This window comes from Acidocella sp. (assembly GCF_013044125.1).
Lineage (GTDB): Bacteria > Pseudomonadota > Alphaproteobacteria > Acetobacterales > Acetobacteraceae > Acidocella.
Genome location: NZ_JABEVC010000099.1, coordinates 1 through 20939, shown reverse-complemented (window position 1 = coordinate 20939; position 20939 = coordinate 1). Strand labels below are relative to the sequence as shown.

Sequence of the window (20939 nt, the reverse complement as noted above, 5' to 3'; positions counted from 1 at the left end):
GTATATAGTATCAATCCGCGCGCTCACACCCCACGCCAACGAACATGCGGGGGGAGGCTTGCAATCCTCCTCAAGGGGCCTTAAAGAGCCGCTCACCCCATGAGCGTGCGTAGCTCAGGGGTAGAGCACAACCTTGCCAAGGTTGGGGTCGTGGGTTCGAATCCCATCGCCCGCTCCATTTTCTTCCTGGAAACCAATTCGTTTTCTTCTTGAAAACCAAACGTTAAAATCCCCCACCCAGGGGCCGTTTTGTTTTTCGCACGCCGCGTAACAGGCGTGTCCTGGCAGGCCGCCCTGCCCCGGCGAAGCCCCGCCCAGGCGCGCAAGCCAATTTATGGAATCGATGCGTTATTCTTTTTTGCGGCCACGGCGCCCGCCCACATAATCATCAGGGCCACCACAACGCCCAGCGTTGCCAACAACGCCCCGCCCAGAAACACATCCTCATAATGCGCCCCCCCGATCAACCACCCCGCCACCGGGCCGGTTGTGCCGTAGGCACAATCCTGAAACGCGGCGAACCCGCTGAGCGCCGTCGAACGTCTTTGCGGGGGTACGATTCGCACAACCTCGGTGCCCATCGAGGGGAACACCATGGAACATCCAGCGCCCGTCAGAAACGCGCCGGCAAACGCGACAAGCGGCGCCGGTGCGGCCCAGAGCGTATATTGCCCGGCAGCCTCAACCATCAACGAGAGCGCTGCGAGCTTCAGCCCGCCGATTCGGTCGGGCAAATGCCCGGCCAGAATACGCACCAAAACAAAGCTGATGCCAAAGCTGGTCAACCCGAACCCCGCGTGCAGCCATCCCCGCCCCAGAAAATCCAGCGCCATGAACGAGGCAACCGCCGCAAAGCCGACGCCCTGCAAACCCACGACAAGGCCATAAGGCCATATCTGCCCAATGATCCGCCAAAAAGACTCACGCGTTACCGCCAGCTGTGCCGTCTCCGGCAGGAACCGGCTCCCCATTGCCGCCGCAAACAAAACAGCCGCGCATGCCAGCATTAAGCCGGGGAAACCAATAAGGTGCAGAAGCGCCACCCCCAGCGGGCTGCCAACGGCAAAAGCGCCATACATGCCCATCCCCACCAGGGCCATCACCTTACCTGAACGTGTGGGGCCAAGGTAGCTGATACCCCAACTGATCACGCCAATCAGCGCCAGGCTCTCGGCAACGCCCATCAGGCCGCGTCCTGCAACCAGCGCGGTCTCATCAACAAGCCGCGACCAGTGCAGGGCCGTGGCGCAACAGAGCAGGCACGCCCCCACATAAAGTTTAAACCCCAGAGCGAGGCAATATTTTCCACCGCGCGTATCCGCAAACCGCCCGGCTGAACTGCGGGAAAGCAGAGTCGCCAAAAACGCGACGCCAACGGCCAACCCCGCAAAACCGCTGCCTGAATGCAAAACGGTCACGGCATAAATCGGCGCCACGGCCATTGTGGCCGCAACCGGCAAGTATGCCAAAAAAAACAACCCGGCGATGATGAAGAATACAAAGCCTTCGGATGTCCGGCCATTCACGCGCAGCATGGCAATACCCACAAAACAAAAAAGCCTGAGCCAGCATAAGCCGGCCCAGACCCCATTAACTCAACCCGCATGGCGCAAGACGAAACCAGCCTCATGCCATGCGGTATTTGTCCCTTAATTAGAACACGTACTTCACATAAGCACGGCTGCTGAAATACGGGTTGTTGTAGTGCTGGCTCGGCAGATTGCCGTTCTCGGCAAACGCCGCGTCGGTATCCCAGTCAACCGAAAGACCCTTCATCACGCTGGAGAGATCGTAGTTGAAGTTGGAGTCGATGACATGGATCTTCTCGTCATGGACCGCCGGCGTACTCTCGTTGAAACCATAAGTCCCACCGTAGCTGAACGTATTGCCGCCATAACCGTAATCGACTTCGTATTCGACATAGGTCGGCGAGATCTCAAGCTTGTCATTAAGCAGGAACACATTGCCAGTCACGCCAACCGCATAACCGGGGCCGAAGTCCATGATGCCGGTCTGCATCGTATCCGTGAAGGTCGTGCCGGAGTTATCGTTGTACGGATGAATACCACCGCCATGACGATAAGAGTTATACGAAATCGGGCTGTAATCGCCGATCAAGGCCACATTGTCCTTGCCGAAGCTCATACCCAGCTTGGCGCCATAAATATGCGCGTTAACATTGTTGGTGGTGGTGGTGAAGCCAATAAAGTTGGCGCTGCGGGTGCTGGAGTTGCCCTCGCCCATGCCCTGAACCGCGCCAAAGACAGTGCTGTCAGCGCTAACCGGGGCAGAGAAGTCAGCCTGGCCATAAACCAACTGCGCAAGGCCGTAGAAATCATAGTACCAGCCCTGCAGGCCGTAGTTCACGCCACCAAACGAGTTCTGGTAACGCGCACCGCCAACAATAAAGCCGTTCGAGCGGCTAAGCTCACGGTTACCGGTCGTGAACGAGCTGCTATAACGCGAGTTGTAGCCGAAAATCCGCGCGGCGAACACGCTCATCTCTGCCGTGGAGGTGTTCAGGCTGAGCGGGGCGGAATCAGCATAATTGCTGTTGGTGCCAATAACGTTCACAACACCGGCAAAGCCCATGAAGGAGCGCGGGCTGAACGTGTACCAATCCTGGTTGGCATACGGCGTGTTGATGAACTGCCGGCCGCCGCGGACTTCCAGCCACGGATTTTCATACTGCAGATAAGACTCACGGATTGACTGCAAGCTATGATGGCTGCCAGTCAATTCGGTGTCGTCATGAGCCGGGTTGTTGGTATACAAGCCGAGGGACTGGCCGGTGTAACCCGCCACGCCCACGCTGAAACCATCCAGCGCCCCGGTATGCACCGTAATGTTGCCGCCAACGCCGAAACCGTTGGCAAAGTTGCCCGAATGCCCAGCGTTCGCATAGGCGAAGTCCGTGGCGCCAACCATGCCTGAAACCGTGGTCTGGCGCAGCGCGTCCTGCAGGCTCTGAGCATGGGCAAACGCCCCGCCAGTCAGAAAGGTGGACGCTGCCAACAGCGCAACACTAAGGCCGCTAACTTTTTTGGTATTCTTCAACTTCATTTATGCCTCCCAGATTATTTAATCACGATCGTCAACACTCTAACGCTTTCGCGTCATACTGGCGCCAGGCCAAACCGCAGCCTGCACCCACCACGGCCACAAACCGCAGCCTCAAAATCAACTGAAAATCAACGCTTCCCCATGATCATCCGCACGACAAACGAAAAACCAAAGATGCGAACTCAGTAATTTTGTTTCCTCATATTGGCCAGCTTATGGTGCCGGCCACTCATCACAATTGATATTGCAGTTTTTTGCCTTCCGCAATTAACAAATTTCTCAACAAAGGGCTTTTTTCACGAAACCTTCAAATTGCTATCCAGAGTGGCATATTCGACACACACCGCCGCCGCTCTCCGAACCAACCGCACACCAAAACCAAACCGTTCCCATCAATTCATGGGCCTCAAGCCGCCTTAACGAGAAAAAGAAAACGTCGAAAACGACTTCTGAATATCTGGAAGTTTTTGATTCACGCTCAACGCGGCCGCCCGGCCGGGAGCACAGCGAAAGAACACTTCCCGAAATTCACATCCCCTCCCAAACGATATTTTACTCTTCGTAAATAATCCTAATTGAGAACAGCTTCCTTGGACGAAAAACCACTCCGCAATTAATTTAACCCTCACACTAATTACCGGTAATCGGTAGGCTGGGGGCTGTCAAGAATAATTCATCCCGCTTTCCATTGGTTGCAGCACATGTTGTAAACCGGCCACACCCCCGCGAACACCCCCAAAGCCCTCCCGTGTAACGCTGGGGCGTCAGCAGCCAGGCATCTTTTGCCCCGGGCGATCCGCGGGTTTGCCGGACTGTTTATGTGTACGCGGGCCGGACCCAGACACTGCCGCCTTCATGACTGTCCACAACCGCATCCACGAACGCAACCCCTTTAACGCCATCCTGCGCCAAGGGAACATCGCGGCCGATCGGCAGAAGCTCCCGCCCGGCAATCCGCGCCTGCACGATCTCGGCAAACCCAGCGTATAAATTAGCAAAGGCTTCAATATACCCTTCCGGGTGCCCGGGCGGCGTGCGGGTCCGGCAGATCGCCCCGGCCGAGAGATCAGCGCGCCCCCGTTTAATTATGCTGGTAACCCCCCCAAGAGGCGTAACCACCAACTCATTTGGCTGCTCCTGCGCCCAGAAGAGACTCCCCAACTCACCAATAATTCGAATTCTCAGCCCGTTGGAATGCCCAACCGCCACCTGCGATGACCACAACAGCCCGCGCGCACCGCCTTCATAGCGCAGCATCACATGGGCATTATCATCGAGCACCCGGCCGGGAACAAAGGTCGCCAGGTCCGCGCATACAGACTCAACCTTCAACCCCGTCATAAAACCGGCCAGCTGGTAGGCATGCGTGCCGATATCGCCGACGCTTCCACCGCGCCCTGATTTTTTCGGGTCGGTGCGCCATTCCGCCTGCGCGTTTCCACCCGCTTCAATCGCGCTCGCCATCCATTCCAGCGGATACTCAACCTGGATCACGCGAATGCGCCCAAGCTCGCCATTGAGAATGCGCGCCCGCGCCTCATGCACCATCGGGTAGCCGCTATAGGCATAGGTAACACCGAGCAGCCGCCCCTCACGTTCCACAATCGCCTGAAGCGCCACCGCGTCGGCCAAGGTGGTCGTCAGCGGCTTTTCGCAAATCACGTCGAATCCCGCTTCAAGAAACGCCGCCGCGATGGGAAAATGCGTATGATTCGGCGTGCAGATCGCCACCACGTCCACCCTGTCGCCGCGCAGGCGCTCTTGCGCCGCCATCTCGCGGAAATCGCCGTAGGAGCGCGCCTTGCCGATCCCGTTTGCCACAGCGAACGCATGCCCGCGCTCCGCGTTCACATCAAAGCTGCCGGCAACGAGCTCGAAATGATTATCCAAGCGCGCCGCGTGGCGATGAATCCCGCCGATATAGGCCCCTTCACCACCGCCCACCATGCCAAGCCGCAACCGCCGCGCCACGCCACCCATCGTCATTTATTCAACCCCCGGTTAAGGCCCAATATGTCCCTGTTCTCATTGCCCCTCGTCTCGGAGGTAACGAATTCATCAAATGGCCGCTCGGACACATGAATGATATGATCCCTGATGAATTGCGCGCCCTCGCGCGCCCCATCCTCGGAATTCTTGAAGCAGCACTCCCACTCCAGAACCGCCCATCCGTCAAAGTCATAGCCTGTGAGTTTCGAGAACACCGCCTTGAAATCCACCTGCCCGTCGCCAAGCGAGCGGAACCGCCCGGCGCGCTTCACCCATGGCTGGAATCCGCCATACGCCCCGGTCTTTCCATTCGGCCGGAACTCCGCGTCCTTCACGTGGAACATGCGGATCCGATCATGATAATGATCGATGTAGCTCAAATAATCGATCGATTGTAACACAAGATGACTCGGATCATACATGATCATGCAGCGCGGATGATTCTCGACGCGCTCAAGAAACATTTCAAATGTCAGGCCGTCGTGCAAATCCTCAGCCGGATGAATCTCGTAACACAAATCAACGCCCTGCTCATCAAAGGCATTGAGAATAGGCCGCCACCGGCGCGCGAGTTCATCGAACGCCTCATCAATAAGCCCCGTTGGCCATTGCGGAAACGGATACAAATATGGCCAGAGCAGGCTGCCCGAAAAGGTGACATGCCGGTCAATCCCAAGGCGCCGTGAGGCGCGCGCGGCCAGATACAACTGGCGCGTTCCCCATTCGCGGCATCCGGCCACACTGCCTTGCACCGAGACGGGCGCAAAAGATTTGGTCACGATATCAAATGCCGGATGGCTTGCGATAAGCTGCCCCTGCAGATGCGACGCCAACTCGGTGATCGCAACGCCTGCCTCAGCCGCACGGCCTTTCAGCTCATCGCAGTAATCCTGGCTCTCCGCCGCGATCTCGAGATCAATTAACCGCGCGTCCCAGCTTGGCATCTGAACGCCCACAAACCCCTTCCCCCGCGCCCAATGCGTTAAGCCCGCGAAACTATCGAACGGCGCCTCATTGCCCGCATATTGCGCCAGGAAAACAGCTGGGCCCTTAATGGTCCGCATTTACCAGTCATCCTATATGAAATCTATATGAAATCGGGGAACATCCCGGGGCGATGAGATCAGCAAACTGTGCTGAACCTCAACCAAACTACATCAGAATTTTCCTTCAAAGCAGCCGGCCAACAGCTGCCTACACCCTGCAAAGGCCGGACTACCCCGAAAATCGCCTACGCTCAGAGAGCTTACGCGGCTGCAGTTCCCGCAACGGCCGCTCCAGCCGGCATCTTACGCTCCAGCTCGTGCTTGAGCGCATCCAGGCCGGCGCCCCCAGCCATATGGAACATGAGATCCTCAAGGCTGAGGTCCGCGCGGGGCGCATCGGTTTCAACTTCACCACGCGCCAGCACCACAAAATGGTCTCCCACCATGTAGGCGTGATGAGGATTATGCGTAATGAAAATAACGCCCGTCCCCTGCTCACGCGCCGCCGCCACAATATACTTGAGCACAAGCCCCGACTGGGTAACACCGAGCGCCGCCGTCGGCTCATCTAAAATCAGCACGCGCGCGCCGAAATGAATAGCCCGGGCGATTGCAACAACCTGCCGCTGCCCGCCTGAAAGCGTGCCGATCGGACGATCGAGATCAGGCACGCGAATACCCATTCGCAGCAGATTCTCCTGCGTCTGTTCCTTCATCGTCTTTACATCAAGACGTTGAAACGGTCCGACCCCTTTCTTTATCTCGGAGCCCAGAAAAAAGTTCCGCCAGATCGGCAGCAAGGGCACGAGTGCGAGCGTCTGATAAACCGCCGAGATACCGCGATTAAGGGCATCGCGCGGAGAGCCAAATTCCACCGCCTCGCCGTCCACCGCGTAAATCCCTTTGTCATGCCGGACCAGCCCGGCAATGATGCTGATGAGGGTTGATTTCCCCGCACCGTTGTCTCCCAATACGCAGGTCACTTCCCCCCTTCGTACCGACAGGCTCACGCCGCGCAATACATCGATATTGCCGTAGCTTTTGCAAACATTGGAAAGTTGGATAATCGGAGCAGATTGGTCGCTCATGTTATTTTCCTTTACTCGCACGAACTCGTATCCAGGTATTCACAACTGTGGCCGCCAATAACGTCGCACCCACGAAGAACAAAAACCAATCCGGATCCCAGTCGGCGTAGATAACACCTTCAGTTGACATGCCGAAAATCAAGGCGCCCAGAGCCGCACCCACGGCCGAGCCATATCCGCCGGTCATCAGGCACCCGCCGACAACTGACGCCGCAATGTAGAGCAACTCATTGCCAACACCGCCGCCAGACTGCACGGTGTCATACATAAGCAGCATGTGCATGCCCAAAAACCAGGCGGAAAACCCCACGATCATGAAGAGTAAAATTTTCACTTTGCGTACGGGCACGCCAACCGCACGCGCACTGTCGCCCTGTCCGCCGACGGCAAAAATCCAGTTGCCAAGGCCGGTTCTCAACAAAACCCAGGTTGCCAGTAGTACAAAAAATATCCAATAGAGTATGGCGACGCTCAACGACATTCCATCGAATTTGAGTGTCGACGCGAACACCGCATGAGCTGACGCATAGCCTGGAAGCGTGCTGATATCGCCCGTCGCGACGCCACCGGTAATGAGTTTCGTCAGCGCCAGGTTCAACCCTTGCAGCATCAAAAATGTGGAAAGGGTGACAAGGAAGCTATGCAGCCCGGTGCGGACAAACAAAAATCCGTTTAGCCAGCCAATGCCCAAAGACAAAAACAGCGCGAACAGAATGCCAAACCACAAATTTCCGCCCAGCGTTAAGGTAAACATCGAGGCCGCCAGAGACGACGTCGTAACCGCAACACCCGCACTCAGGTCGAACTCGCCGCCAATCATAAGCATGGACACGGCCACCGCCGGGATGCCAATTGTCGCAGACTCATAGAATACCGTTGTCAGCGCATCCACTTGCCGCAATGGCGGGGCTACGACAAAAAACAACGCAAAAACAAGGATGGCGCCACCCAAGGCACCAGCCTCAGGACGTTTAAGAATTTTCTTCCAACTAAAATTCTGCACTAATTTTGGCTCCGCCGGAAGCAACTCTGCTTTGTTCATGGCCGTACTCATAACCCCCTCCACATTATGCCTTCTCACCAGCCGTTCAGATCATCTAGAGCCAGCTGGTGAGAGGTATTCAGTCTTTAAGCTGTTAGCGCGTTCCCATTTTAGCGAACTTCGCGACTTCAGCGATGTTGTCTTTCGAGACGAACGTCGGCCCAGTCAGAACCGGCTGGCCACCGCCAACGACATCTCCGTTGACCTTGTTAAGCCACAGCAGATCAATCGCCTCGTAGCCTTCAACATACGGCTGCTGGTCAATCGCCCATTGCACCTTGCCGCTCTGAACGAGCTTAACAACGGTCGGGCTCATATCAAATGTGCCAACCAGCGCCTTGCTGTTTGCCGTGGCAACCGCGGCCACCGCCACCGGGGCAAACGGCGCGCCCAGCGTCACGACGTAGCCAATCGAGGGATCTTCCTGCAGCTTGGCGACGATACGCGACTGCGCACCCGCCATGTCATAACCGTTGACATACAGAACGCTCATCTTCCCCTTGAAGGTCTTGGCGATACCATCGCAACGCGCTTCAAGCTGCACGGCACCCTGCTGCTGGTCAACGCAAACCGCTTTGGTAACACCTTCGCTGTTCAGCCTGTCGCCAACCGCTTCACCGGCGATCGTCTCATCCTGCCCAACATAGGAGAGCAAGCCCATCTGCTTCCAGTTGTCGAGGCCGGCGTTGAAGCCAACCACGGGGATACCCGCCTTTTCAGCCTGCGCCACGGCGGGACCTTCAGAGTCCGGAAACGCCAGCGTGACCGCGATGCCGTCCAGATGCTGCTGCACAACATTGGTAATCAACTGCGCTTCGCCCGAAGCCGTCGGGTTGGAAAGATACACCAAAGTCACGTTATCTTTCTTAGCCGCCGCCGCGGCGCCCTTGCGCACGATATCCCAAAAGGAATCGCCCGGCTGGGCATGGGTAATCATGGCGAACGTGTAGTGCGGCGTGCTCGCGGCAACGCTTGCCGCCGGAATCAAGGCGGTCGCCCCGGTGAGTGCGAAGGCCATGCCGCAGATCTTTGATTTCAAGTTCATTTTCTTGGTCCTAGCCATTGGTTTCTTCTTCCATGTTTTAATTTTTTCACGCGGATATCTTCAACGATTATTGCTCATTCCGCGTTTAAGCAACAAATCATGCAACGCCGGCATGCGTCAACAATTTATTTTATCTGGAGGCGTTTTTCTTTAGTATTCCGTGAGTTTTTAAGCACTTTTCTCTATCAGAGCGGCATCGCAGGAGCCGGCGGCGCATCATAACCACCCCAAACAGACTGATCGTAATTCACAATCGAACCCGTCATCAGCCCCGATTCCGCGCTCGCCATGAAAGCCACCGCGCGCGCCACTTCCGCCGGATCAATCAACCGGCCGTTTGGCTGTTGCGCCGCCGCTTCCGCAAGCCAGTTTGGCTTCCCGCCGTGATACTTGATCTGGATCTGATCTTCGCCCTCACTGGCCATCCAACCTATATTCAGGCCGTTTACTCTGATCTGGTTACGCAACAAACCATAAGCCACATTGCGCGTCAGCGTCGCCAACCCGCCCTTCGAAGCGCAATACGCCGCGATCATCGGCTGTCCCGCCAGGCTGGACATCGACAGAATATTGACGATCGCCCCTTTTATATTCTCACGTTTCATAACCTTGATACTGTCCTGCATCAAGAAGAACGGCGCGCGAACATTGACCGCGAACATCCGGTCAAACAACGCGGGCGAAGTATCCAAAATGGTCCCGCGGTCCGTAATCGCGGCGGCATTCACCAGCACGTCAACACGGCCGAATTCCGCATCGCAGCGCGCAACCACGTTGCGGCAGTCCTCAACCTTCCCCAGATCCGCCGGAACATACACAGTTTTTGCGCCGGTGGCCTCTTCAATCTCCCGCGCCTTGGCCATTCCCTTCGCCTCGGAGCGCCCGCATATCACCAGCCCCGCAGCACCCCGCTCAGCCAACAACCGCGCAATCGCCGCACCAAGCCCTTGGGTGCCGCCTGTTACAATCCCAACCTTACCTTCAAATTGCTGGTTCATGACTCTCTCTCAATGCTATAGCCAGCTTTTTTGAGGGCATCTTTCATGGTGCGGTAACCAATTTTTGCAAATTCAGCCGGCGGCGCCTTTGCCGGATCCTGCTCGGCCTCAACCACGAACCAACCTTCATAGCCAACATCGGCCAGGCGTTGCGCCACCGCGGTAAAATCAAGCGCCCCATCGCCGGGAACCGTGAACGCTCCCAGCAGCACCGCATCCAGAAACGACTGCTTGCTGCGGTCAAGCGCACCAATAACCTCCGCCCGCACATCTTTCATATGGGCGTGAGTAATGCGGCTGCCATGCTTCTCGATGACGCGCAAAACATCCCCGCCGGCAAAGCTCATATGCCCGGCGTCATAAAGCAGGCCAACCGCCTCCCCCGTATGCTTCATCAGCAAATCAAGGTCTCCCTCGGTCTCGATCGCGGTCGCCATATGGTGGTGGAAGGCAATCGGCATGCCCGCATCCGCGCAATGCTCCGCAAAACGGGTCAGCCGGCGGCCGTAAACCTTTATCTGATCTTCCGACAACCGGCGGCGCCCGGAGAGCGGCGCGTTGCGGATATTCTGTATGGTCCCGGCGGTCTCACCATAAGCGATGCACGCCGCGCCAAGCTCGCGGAACAGCGCCAGCTGCGGCGCCACTTTGTCAAATTCCGCCGCCAGATCATCCGGCGCATCCAGCACCGTGCCGGAATACCAGCCGGATGCAAGCTGCAGCTCATAAGCCGCGAGTTCCGCGCGCAGTTCGGGCGCCGTCTTGGGGAATTTTCCGCCCGTCTCAACACCCAGAAAACCCGCCGCGCGGCTGTCTTGCAGGCAGGTTTGCAGCGTCGTCTCTCCGCCCAGTTCGGGCAGGTCGTCATTGGACCATGCGATCGGCGCGATTGCCAGCTTAGCCTTCATTATACCACTCCTGAAAATACAATTCCGTCCAATAGCCGGCCGGCTTCAAACGCCGACGCGTTGCTTCTTTCTGCCCTCAATCTGGTCCTTCGATGCGGCCACCACACCCGGGCGCGCGCTCACCTCCGGCACGCCCACATCCCACCAGGCATCGCCCGGAGTCCAGACAAAAGCGTCGGAGACAATGGTCAGAACCGTGGTGCGGTCCGTCGTCTTCGCCCAGTCAAAGGCCTCGCCCAGATCGGCCAGGTTTTCCACCCGCCGCGTGAGCGCGCCCATCGAAGCCGCATGGGCGATGAAATCCACCGGAAACGGCTCCTTAACCCGGCAGTCTTTCAAAAGATTATTGAACGATGCGCCGCCTTTTGCATTCTGCAACCGGTTGATCACCGCGTAGCCGCCATTGTCGCAGACAATGAGGATAAATTTATGCCCGGAAAGCACCGATGAATAAATATCAGAATTCATCATCATGTAGGTACCGTCGCCAATCATCACGATCGGCGTCCGCGTCGGGTCGGCCATCGCAGCCCCCCAGCCAGCGGAAATCTCATACCCCATGCAGGAGAAACCGAATTCGCAGTCAAAGCTGTTGGCGGATTTCACCCGCCAGTTCTTCACCACCTCGCCCGGCAGCCCGCCGGCCGCAGCAATCAGCAGATCCCGCTCGTCCGCCCGGTCGTTAATCACGCCAACAACCTGCGCATACGTCGGAACCGCAGCATTGGTCGGCTTGCGGAAACCATCCAGCGCCGCATTCCACTTGGCCATTTCCATGCGGCCAAATTCCGTCCACTCCTTGGGCGCCACCCAGCCGTCAACAAGCTCATCCAGCTCATCCACGGTCTCCAGCGCATCGCCCACCACCGCCAGCGCGCGATGTTTCGTCGCATCCCAACGCGCGGCATTGATCGAGATGATCTGCGCCGCCTGCGAAAAAACCGTCCATGAACCGGTGGTGAAATCCATCAGCCGCGTGCCGATCGCAACGACAACATCCGCCTCCCCCGCAAGCGCATTCGCCGAGGTGGAGCCCAGAATACCGATCGGCCCCACATAGGCGGGATGGTTGTGCACCACAGCCCCTTTTCCTGCAATGGTCTCGCAAAGCGGAATCCCATGACGCGCGGCAAACGCCGCCAGCTCAGCCTCAGCACCGGAATAGCGCACACCACCGCCCGAAATGATCAACGGCCGCTTCGCCGCCATCAACAATGCCGCAGCCTCGCGCAACCGGGCTCTATCAGGCCGCGGCCGCGGAATGGCATGCACGGTCGGCGTAAAGAACGCCTCCGGATAATCCCAAGCCATCTCCTGCACATCCTGCGGCAACGCAATAAACGCGGGGCCGCAATCAGCGGGGTCCAGCAACACCGCCACCGCCTGCGGCAGGGAGGAAATAATCTGCTCGGGATGCACGATCCTGTCCCAGTAGCGCGTTACCGCCTTGAATGAATCATTCACATTCACGCTTGGATCACCGAAATGCTCAACCTGCTGCATCACCGGATCAGGACGGCGATTCACGAAAGTGTCCCCCGCGAACATCAAGATCGGCAAACGATTGGCATGACCAAGACCCGCCGCCGTCACCATGTTGAGCGCGCCCGGACCAATCGAGGTGGACGCAACCATGATTTGCCGGCGCCGCACGGATTTGGCGAAGCCAAGGGCCGCCAGCGCCATGGATTGCTCATTCTGCCCGCGCCACGTCGGCAGAACATCCTGCACTGCTTCCAACGCCTCGGAAAAGCACGTCACATTGCCGTGACCAAAGATCGCGAAAACCCCTGGGAACAAGGGAACCCGCTCACCTTCGACGATTGTAAACTGGTTGCAAAGATAGCGCACCACCGCCTGAGCCATGGTACAACGGACGGTTTCCATACTATTTCTCTCCAAGCATGCGAGGAACGTTTATTGCAGCCCTCGTTGATGGAAACTTTTATTGCATAATTTTTCTCCGCGCAAGGATAATTGTTGCCGAACTTCTAATTTGAGCGTTTTTTTCCCGTCCGCCGCGCCGCGGGCGCCAGCGGCAGCACCACAGGTTCGGCCTCAGTCACTTTCCTCGCCTTGCGGTCGCGGGCAATTCCCGTCACCGTGGGGATGCGCGGCGCCGCCCGGCGGCTTGGCTGCAATCTCGCCGCCGTGGCCGTGGCAAGGCACTGCACAAGGCACATCGGTGCCGCCAAGGAACGCGAAAAGCTGTATTCCTCCTCGGGAATCGTAAACAATACGCGCGTATTCTTGGCCAAAGGCGAAAGCTGGCTGTCGGTGATGGCGATGATCGGCGTCCCGCTCGCAACCGCGACTCCAGCAATGGTCACAACCTCAGTGGCATAATGGCGGAACGCGATCGCCACCAGCACATCATCGCTCTCCATCGTCCCGGCCATCTCCTGGGCCAGGCCGCCCGCCGGGTCCAGCAGCACGACCCTGCGCCGCAGCATCGTCATTAAATACCGCAGCAATTGCGCGATCGGCTCGGAACGCAACTGCCCCGCAACATAAATCGTCCGCGCCTCGGTCAACAGCCTGGCGGCTTCAGCCAAAGCCTCCTCGCTCACCCCGTCGAGCAGGGTCTGCAGCGCCACCGTATCGCGCAACACAAGCTCCCTCAAATACCCGATATTGCCCCGGTCCTCGTTGCGCGAGAGTTCGCTGTCCAGGGCGCGAACCCGCTCCTGGAATCCGGGCGCCGCGGTGGTCAGCCGCGCCTGAAAAATACCCTGCAACGCCTTGAATCCCGAATAGCCCATGCTCTGCGCGAAGCGCACCAGACTGGAGGGATGCACCGCGCACTTGGCTGCGATCGAATTAATGGATTCAAGCGCGACGATATTGGGATTTTGCGTCAGATAACGGGCAATCTGCTGAAATCCACCGGAAAGCTTCGGGTATTCACGCCCGATGAGATTAACAAACTCCTCGTAGTTCATCACCTCCTGGACCGTCGCTGCGTCACTCGTGTTCAAGACAAATACTCCTTAAACTGGTGGCTCCCCACCGCTCGCCCGCTATAAACAGGCTTTACAAACAAAATTTTTGTTGCTTATAATGCAACTCTGCAATAGAAATTGCCGAATGCGTCCAGCGCCTGCAAGCGCCGTCTAGGGAGTAAACAAAATGTGGCCAAGTGGCTGAGTCATAGGTTTCAGATTCAATTTGCGCATTTATATCCTCTTGTTTTTCGTTCGCTGCGGGGGCCGGTGGTCCATCCAGCTTTTTTGTTAGTTTAGCGGCTTAACCCGGCCACCGCAACGTTTATTGCAGAATATGCCGGGATGCAAATTAGGGATGACGTCCATGCACAATCAGTTCGGGCTTTTCATCGACGGCGCTTGGGAACAAGGCAGCGGCGGGACGTCGCCGGTATACGACCCCGCCACGGGTGAAGTGATCGGCAATGCCGCCAATGCGAGCGCGGCGGATGTCGAGCGCGCGATCGCGGGCGCATCCGCCGGCTTCGCCGCCTGGCGCGCAACGCCGGCCTGGGTCCGCGCCGATCTTTTGCACGCCGCCGCCGCCGTGATGGCCGCGCGCGGCGAGGAAGCCGCCCGGATCATGTCACTCGAATCCGGCAAGCCGCTGGCCCAGGCGCGGCGCGAATGGTCTCTCTCGGTTGACCAGTTCCGCTGGCACGCCGAGGAAGCCCGGCGCATCTACGGCCGCATCGTGGAGAGCCGCGCGCCGGGCGGGCGAATCGAGGTCTCGCACGAGCCCGTCAGCATCGTCGCCGCCTTCACCGCCTGGAACTTCCCCGCCGTGCTCATCGCCCGCAAGGTCGCCCCCGCGCTGGCGGCCGGGTGTTCGGTCATCGTGCGCCCCTCAACCGAGGTGCCCGGCATCGCGATGGTCCTGGTTGATTGCCTGCGCGAAGCCGGCATTCCCAAGGGTGTCGTCAGCCTCGTCACCGGCCCCATCGCGGCGACCTATACCCCGCTCATGGCATCGCCCGAGGTTCGCAAGGTCACGCTCACAGGCTCCACCTCCGTCGGCCGGCAGATGATCCGCGACGCTGCGGCCACGCTCAAGCTGGTTAGCATGGAGCTGGGCGGCAACGCGCCGCTGATCGTCTTCCCCGATGCCGATCTGGAAAAAACCCTGGATCTCGCGGCGGGCGCGAAATTCGCCAACGCCGGCCAGGTCTGTGTCGCGCCGGACCGCTTTTATGTGCATGAATCCGTGCATGATGAATTTGTCCGCGGCTTTACCGCGCGTGCGAAGGCGATCCGGCTGGGCCATGGCCTCGACGAGCAAAGCCAGATGGGCCCGCTCATCAACCAGCGCCGTGTCGGCGCGATTCAGGCCGTTGTTGATGACGCCCGCCAGCGCGGCGGCAAAATCGAGACCGGCGGCGGCCGCCCCAGCCACCTCAACCAGGGCAATTTTTTCGAGCCCACCGTCATCTCCGGCCTTGCGGATGACGCCTTGGCCCTGGCCGAGGAAAACTTCGGCCCGATCGCCGCGATCACCCCTTTCAGCGATGCCGAGTCCGCTTACAAACGCGCGAATTCCAGCGAATACGGTCTCGCCGCCTATGTCTTCACGCGCGACCCCGCGCGCATGCGCGAATCAATCGCGCGCATCGAAACCGGCATGATCGGCGTGAACAGCTTCGCCCTTGCCGCCGCCGAGGCCCCCTTTGGCGGCATCAAAGCCAGCGGCATGGGGCGCGAGGGAGGCGCTGAAGGCATTTTTGACTTCCTAAACGTCAAGCTCGCACAAGTTGCGCTTTAGGAGGGCGCTGCGATGATTCCAAATGGTATCCGCGCCGCCTGGGCGGCAAAAAAACCCGTCATCAACGGCTGGCTCTCCATCGGCTGCCCGTTTTCCGCCGAAATCATGGCCGCGCAAGGCTATGACAGCATCACAATCGACATGCAGCACGGCCTGATAGGGTACGAAGCCACCACGCTGATGCTGCAAGCCATGAACGCGAGCGGCGTCACGCCGATGGTGCGCGTGCCCTGGCTGGACCCCGCGGCAATCATGAAATCCCTCGATGCCGGCGCCTACGGCATCATCTGCCCGATGGTCAATTCGCGCGAGGACGCCGAACGTCTCGTCTCCTACGTCCGCTACCCGCCCAACGGCGTGCGCAGCTTCGGGCCTACGCGCGCGAATTTCTCCGCCGGCGCCGATTACGGCGCCCACGCGGATGATCAGGTGCTGTGTCTGGCCATGATCGAAACCTTGGAAGCCGTCGCCAATCTGGATGCCATCGTCTCCACCCCCGGGCTGGACGGCGTCTATATCGGCCCGGCGGACCTTACCCTCGGCCTCACCGGCCGGCGCTACCGCACCGGATTTGACCGCGAAGAACCAGAAATCGTCGCGGCAATCCAAAACATCCTGCACAAGGCTCATGCGGCGGGCATTCGCGCATGCCTGCATAACGGCTCGCCCGAATACGCCGCCAAAGCCATCGGTTATGGTTTTGATCTCGTCACGGTTTCCAACGATGTGCGGCTTCTGGCCGACGCCGCCAAATCCAGTGTCGCCGCCACCCGCAAACTCATCGGCCAAACCACGGCGCCGGTGCAAACCCAAGCCAACTCGGGATACTGACATGCCCCATATCCTCGTCGCCGGACGCATCCACAAAGCCGGAACAGCCGTTCTCGAAGCCGCGGAGGGCTTCACCTTCGATCTTGTCGATGAAGTCTCCCTCCAGTCCTATGCTCCGCTCATCGGCCGCGCCGATGCGGTGCTGATCAGAACACAACCAATGCCAGCCGCCGTTATCGCCCAGGCGCCACAGCTCAAAATCGTCTCGCGCCACGGTGTCGGCTATGATTCCGTCGATGTCGCGGCGCTGAACGCACGCGGCATCCCGCTTGTCATCGCAGGCGACGTGAACTCTAAATCCGTCGCTGAACATACGATGATGATGCTTCTCACCCTGATGAAGCGCGCCATCATATACGATCAGCACACCCGCGCGGGTGATTGGAATATCCGCAACAGCCTGCAATCAACCGAGCTTGGCGGCAAAACGCTTTTCCTGCTCGGCTTTGGCCGCATCGGCCGGCATGTCGCCCGCCTCGCCCAGGCGTTTGACATGAAAATCATGGCCTATGACCCCTTCGTCGACGCCAGCGCCATCGCCCTGGCCGGCGCCGCCCCCATCGCCAATATCGCCGATGCCCTGGCCCAGGCGGATGCCATCTCGGTGCATATCCCGCTCGCCAATGGCAAGCCGTTGCTCGGCGCGCCAGAGCTGGCACGGATGAAGCCAACCGCCGTCATCATCAACACCGCCCGCGGCGGCATCATCGATGAGGACGCCCTTGCCACCGCGCTGGCGGAAAACCGCCTCGGCGGGGCGGGGCTGGATGTCTTTTCCAGTGAGCCGCCCGATACAACGCACGGCCTGTTTCATGGTAAAAACACCGTACTGAGCCCGCACGCCGCCGGCCTCACCGAGGAATGTGCCGCCCGCATGGCAATCGCATCGGCACAGAATATCCTTGATTTCTTCAACGGCAGGCTGGACCCTTCCCTGGTCGTGAATCCCGCCTCCATCTCCCCCAGCGCGCGCGCACAGCTGCGCGCCTAGCCCCGGCGCGCCGCGCCATCACGCGTAAAACACAAATTGTCGCCTAAACAACGGCTAATTTTTAACTGTTCATAACAAGGATATCCCGCAAATGCTTCGCATCGCAGTTCTTGGCGCCGGCCGGATCGGCAAGATCCACGCCTCCAACGCCGCCGGCAACCGTATGGCCAAATTAGTGGCGGTCGCCGATCCTTTCGGCACCGCCGCGCAGGATCTCGCGGGCCCGCTCGGCGCCGAGGCGATGAAAGACCCCTTCGCCGCCATTGAGCGCGCCGATGTGGATGCCGTCGTCATCGGCACGCCGACCGACACGCATGTTGATCTGACCTTGCATGCGGTGAAACTGGGCAAGGCCGTGCTGTGCGAAAAGCCGATCGATCTGGATATGAACCGCGTTGACACCGCCGTGGCCGAAATCGCGAAGCAGAACGGCCGCGTGATGCTCGCCTTCAACCGCCGTTTTGATCCCACCTCCATCGCGCTTCGCCAGGCGATCGACGCGGGCGAGATCGGCGATGTGCGCCAGGTCATCATTTCCAGCCGCGACCCCGGCCTTCCCCCCCACGAATATCTCCTGCGCTCGGGCGGCATTTTCCGTGATATGGTCATCCATGATTTCGACATGGCCCGCTGGCTGCTGGGCGAGGAACCAGTCGAAATCATGGCCACCGCCAGCTGCCTCATCGCCCCGGCGCTTGCTGAAATGGGTGACTATGACACCACGATGGTGCAGATGCGCACCGCCTCCGGCCGCCAATGCCATATCAACTGCTGCCGCGAAGCGGTTTACGGCTACGATCAGCGCTTCGAGATTTTCGGCTCGCACGGCATGCTGCTCAATGAAAACCTGCGCCCCACGACCATCCGCCGCTGGCGCCAGGATGCAACCGAAGTTCGTGAACCCCTGCTGAATTTCTTCCTGGAACGCTATGCCGATGCATACCGCAACGAGCTGGCGGCCTTCGTCGATGCCGTCAGCAAAGCGGCCCCCCTGCCCGTCACCCCGCATGATGGCCGCCAGGCCCTCTGGCTCGCGGAATGTGCGCTTAAATCCGTGCAGACCGGGCAGGCCGTCGCCGTTTAATTTCATTTCAAGGCAAAACCATCATGCGTGACATTGGCATTGGCGTCATCGGCACCGGGTTCATGGGCAAGGCGCACACCTTTGCCTACCGGGCCGCCGGCGGCATCTTCCCCGGCAGCCTGCAACCCGTTCTGCAGACCGTCGCTGATATAAACAGCAGCGCTGCCCAGCAGGCGGCGAAGCAGTTCGGCTTCAAAAGCTGGACGTCCGATTGGAGAGAGCTGCTCGCCGACCCGGCGATCGAGATCATCTCCATCACCACCCCCAATGCCACGCACAAGGAAATGTCGCTCGCGGCCCTCGCCGCCGGCAAGCATGTGCATTGCGAGAAGCCAATCGCGCCTGATGCCGCCACGGCGGAGGAAATGGCCCGCGCGGCGCAGGCCTCAGGGCTTGTGACGCAGGTTGGCTTTAATTACATCAAAAATCCGGTCCTCAAGCTGGCCCGCGAGATGATCGCCAACGGCGAGCTCGGCGAGATCACCGGCTTCCGCGGCGTGCATGCTGAAGATTTCATGGCCGATCCCGAGGTGCCCTACAGCTGGCGGTTTGATCGCACCGGCGGCGCCGGGGCAATCGCAGACCTTGGCAGCCACATCATCGGCATGGCGCGGTTTCTGCTCGGCCCCATCGCGGAGGTGAACGCCGCGCTCGAAACCGTCGTCAAATCCCGGCCCATCGCGCCGGGGGCGAGCGAACGCCGCGCCGTGGAAGTGGACGATATCGCCCGGCTCACCGTGCGCTTCGCCCGTGGTTGCGGCGGCACGATCGAGGCAAACTGGGTCGCCACCGGCCGCAAGATGCAGCTCGGCTTCGAGCTGCACGGCACCAAGGGCTCGCTCGTCTACACGCAGGAGAGACTGAACGAACTGCTGTACTACCCAGCCGGCGGCAACCCGAAAACCACCGGCTTCGTGCGCATCGAGTCCGGGCCGCAGCACGCCCCTTACGGCCTGTTCTGCGTGGCGCCGGGGCATCAGCTCGGCTTCAACGATCTCAAGACCATCGAGATGGCCGAATTCCTCGCCGCCATCAACGGCGGCCCCAAAGCCGGCCCGGATTTTGAAGAAGCCTGGGAAATCCAGAAAATCGTCGATACCGCCATCAAGTCCTCCCAACTGCGCCAGTGGCTCACGGTCGCCTGACCGGCCAGGCGCAGTAACTCAACCGGTGCGCGGCATTCGCGCGCCGGTTCTTTCTTTCATCAGCAACCCAAGAGCAACCCAAGGTCCAACCACATGCAAACCCTCGGACATTACATCAACGGTGCCGCCGTTTCCGGCACGGGCCCGCGCACTCTGCCGGTCTTCAACCCCGCCACCGGCGCACAGGGCGCAAACCTGTCTGTCGCCACGGCTGAGGAAGTGGAATCAGCCATTGCCGCCGCCCGCGCCGCCTTCCCCGCCTGGGCGGCGACCCCGCCTTTGCGCCGCGCGCGCGTGATGTTCCGTTTCAAGGAATTGCTCGAAAAAAACGCGGACGAACTCGCGGTGATGATCTCGAACGAGCACGGCAAGGTGATCTCCGATGCGCGCGGCGAGGTCACGCGCGGCATCGAGGTGGTTGAATTCGCCTGCGGCATCCCCGAACTCCTGAAAGGCGAATACAGCGAAAACGTCGGCACCAATGTTGACAGCTATGCGATTCGTCAGGCGCTGGGCGTGTGCGCCGGCATCACCCCTTTCAATTTTCCCGTCATGGTGCCGCTGTGGATGTTCCCCGTGGCGATCGCCACCGGCAACACTTTCATTCTCAAGACCTCCGAGAAAGTCCCCTCCGCCGCCTTGCGCATGGCCGCGCTGCTGAGCGAAGCCGGCGCGCCGGAGGGCGTGTTCAATGTGGTCAACGGCGATAAGGATGTCGTCGACCAGCTCCTGCGCGACCCGCGCATCGCCGCGGTCAGCTTCGTCGGCTCCACGCCGATTGCGGAATACGTCTTCACCACGGCAACAGCGCACGGCAAGCGCGTGCAGGCCCTGGGCGGCGCGAAAAACCATCTCGTCATCATGCCCGACGCCGATCTCGACCAGGCGGTGGACGCGCTCATGGGCGCGGCCTATGGCTCAGCCGGGGAGCGCTGCATGGCCGTCTCCGTCGCCGTGCCGGTCGGCCCCATCGCCGAACCGCTGGTGGCGCGCATCGCCGAACGGGCCCGGGCGCTTAAAATCGGG

General features: G+C 59.6%; 17 protein-coding genes and 1 tRNA gene. 7 read left to right on the top strand and 11 right to left on the bottom strand.

The features are described 5' to 3' along the window. The first annotated feature begins 103 nt into the window (after positions 1-103). Positions 104-178: transfer RNA gene (locus tag HKL97_RS06285), tRNA-Gly, on the top strand. A gap of 154 nt (positions 179-332) precedes the next feature. On the opposite strand, the gene HKL97_RS06280 is transcribed toward HKL97_RS06285, so the two are convergent. From HKL97_RS06280 to HKL97_RS06230, 11 genes are all read right to left on the bottom strand, one after another. Then, positions 333-1535 carry an MFS transporter gene (locus HKL97_RS06280; RefSeq protein ID WP_291423535.1) on the bottom strand — a complete coding sequence of 401 codons (1203 nt, stop codon included), beginning with the start codon at positions 1533-1535 and terminating at the stop codon, positions 333-335. A gap of 118 nt (positions 1536-1653) precedes the next feature. Then, complete coding sequence (locus HKL97_RS06275) at positions 1654-3063, bottom strand: hypothetical protein (protein WP_291423533.1); 1410 nt, start codon at positions 3061-3063, stop codon at positions 1654-1656. An 816-nt stretch (positions 3064-3879) separates the two neighbouring features. Next, positions 3880-5049, bottom strand: coding sequence for a Gfo/Idh/MocA family protein (locus HKL97_RS06270; RefSeq protein ID WP_291423531.1), 1170 nt, complete (start codon positions 5047-5049; stop codon positions 3880-3882). Beyond that, positions 5046-6116: a sugar phosphate isomerase/epimerase gene (locus HKL97_RS06265; protein ID WP_291423529.1), complete on the bottom strand. Its 1071-nt coding sequence runs from the start codon at positions 6114-6116 to the stop codon at positions 5046-5048. The genes HKL97_RS06270 and HKL97_RS06265 overlap by 4 nt, the downstream gene beginning before the upstream one ends. A 182-nt stretch (positions 6117-6298) precedes the next feature. Continuing rightward, on the bottom strand, positions 6299-7126 hold the full coding sequence (locus HKL97_RS06260) for an ATP-binding cassette domain-containing protein (RefSeq protein ID WP_291423527.1): 828 nt from the start codon (positions 7124-7126) through the stop codon (positions 6299-6301). 1 nt (position 7127) lies between these two features. Further along, positions 7128-8168, bottom strand: a complete 1041-nt coding sequence (locus tag HKL97_RS06255; RefSeq protein WP_291423524.1) for an ABC transporter permease — start codon at positions 8166-8168, stop codon at positions 7128-7130. A 94-nt stretch (positions 8169-8262) separates the two neighbouring features. Continuing rightward, positions 8263-9186, bottom strand: a complete 924-nt coding sequence (locus HKL97_RS06250) for a substrate-binding domain-containing protein (protein ID WP_291423522.1) — start codon at positions 9184-9186, stop codon at positions 8263-8265. Between the two features lie 212 nt (positions 9187-9398). After that, positions 9399-10211 carry an SDR family oxidoreductase gene (locus HKL97_RS06245; protein WP_291423520.1) on the bottom strand — a complete coding sequence of 271 codons (813 nt, stop codon included), beginning with the start codon at positions 10209-10211 and terminating at the stop codon, positions 9399-9401. Further along, positions 10208-11119, bottom strand: a complete 912-nt coding sequence (iolE, locus tag HKL97_RS06240) for a myo-inosose-2 dehydratase (RefSeq protein WP_291423518.1) — start codon at positions 11117-11119, stop codon at positions 10208-10210. The genes HKL97_RS06245 and iolE overlap by 4 nt, the downstream gene beginning before the upstream one ends. Before the next feature lie 45 nt (positions 11120-11164). Then, a complete protein-coding gene (iolD, locus tag HKL97_RS06235) occupies positions 11165-13006 on the bottom strand; it encodes a 3D-(3,5/4)-trihydroxycyclohexane-1,2-dione acylhydrolase (decyclizing) (RefSeq protein ID WP_291423516.1) in 1842 nt (613 codons plus the stop codon). 104 nt (positions 13007-13110) lie between these two features. After that, positions 13111-14097, bottom strand: a complete 987-nt coding sequence (locus tag HKL97_RS06230; RefSeq protein WP_291423514.1) for a MurR/RpiR family transcriptional regulator — start codon at positions 14095-14097, stop codon at positions 13111-13113. Positions 14098-14428: 331 nt separating this feature from the next. Between HKL97_RS06230 and HKL97_RS06225 the strand changes: the two genes are divergently transcribed. The 6 genes from HKL97_RS06225 to HKL97_RS06200 all read left to right on the top strand — a co-directional run. Then, a complete protein-coding gene (locus HKL97_RS06225) occupies positions 14429-15862 on the top strand; it encodes an NAD-dependent succinate-semialdehyde dehydrogenase (protein ID WP_291423512.1) in 1434 nt (477 codons plus the stop codon). A 12-nt stretch (positions 15863-15874) separates the two neighbouring features. Continuing rightward, positions 15875-16693 (top strand): HpcH/HpaI aldolase/citrate lyase family protein, encoded by an 819-nt coding sequence (locus HKL97_RS06220; RefSeq protein ID WP_291423510.1) that lies wholly within the window; start codon positions 15875-15877, stop codon positions 16691-16693. A gap of 1 nt (position 16694) precedes the next feature. Next, on the top strand, positions 16695-17684 hold the full coding sequence (locus tag HKL97_RS06215) for a hydroxyacid dehydrogenase (RefSeq protein ID WP_291423508.1): 990 nt from the start codon (positions 16695-16697) through the stop codon (positions 17682-17684). 91 nt (positions 17685-17775) lie between these two features. Next, positions 17776-18768: an inositol 2-dehydrogenase gene (iolG, locus tag HKL97_RS06210; RefSeq protein ID WP_291423506.1), complete on the top strand. Its 993-nt coding sequence runs from the start codon at positions 17776-17778 to the stop codon at positions 18766-18768. Positions 18769-18791: 23 nt separating this feature from the next. After that, positions 18792-19913 (top strand): Gfo/Idh/MocA family protein, encoded by a 1122-nt coding sequence (locus HKL97_RS06205; protein WP_291423504.1) that lies wholly within the window; start codon positions 18792-18794, stop codon positions 19911-19913. 93 nt (positions 19914-20006) lie between these two features. Beyond that, positions 20007-20939, top strand: a 933-nt coding sequence (locus HKL97_RS06200; RefSeq protein ID WP_291423502.1) for an aldehyde dehydrogenase family protein, incomplete at its 3' end; no start/stop codon positions are given.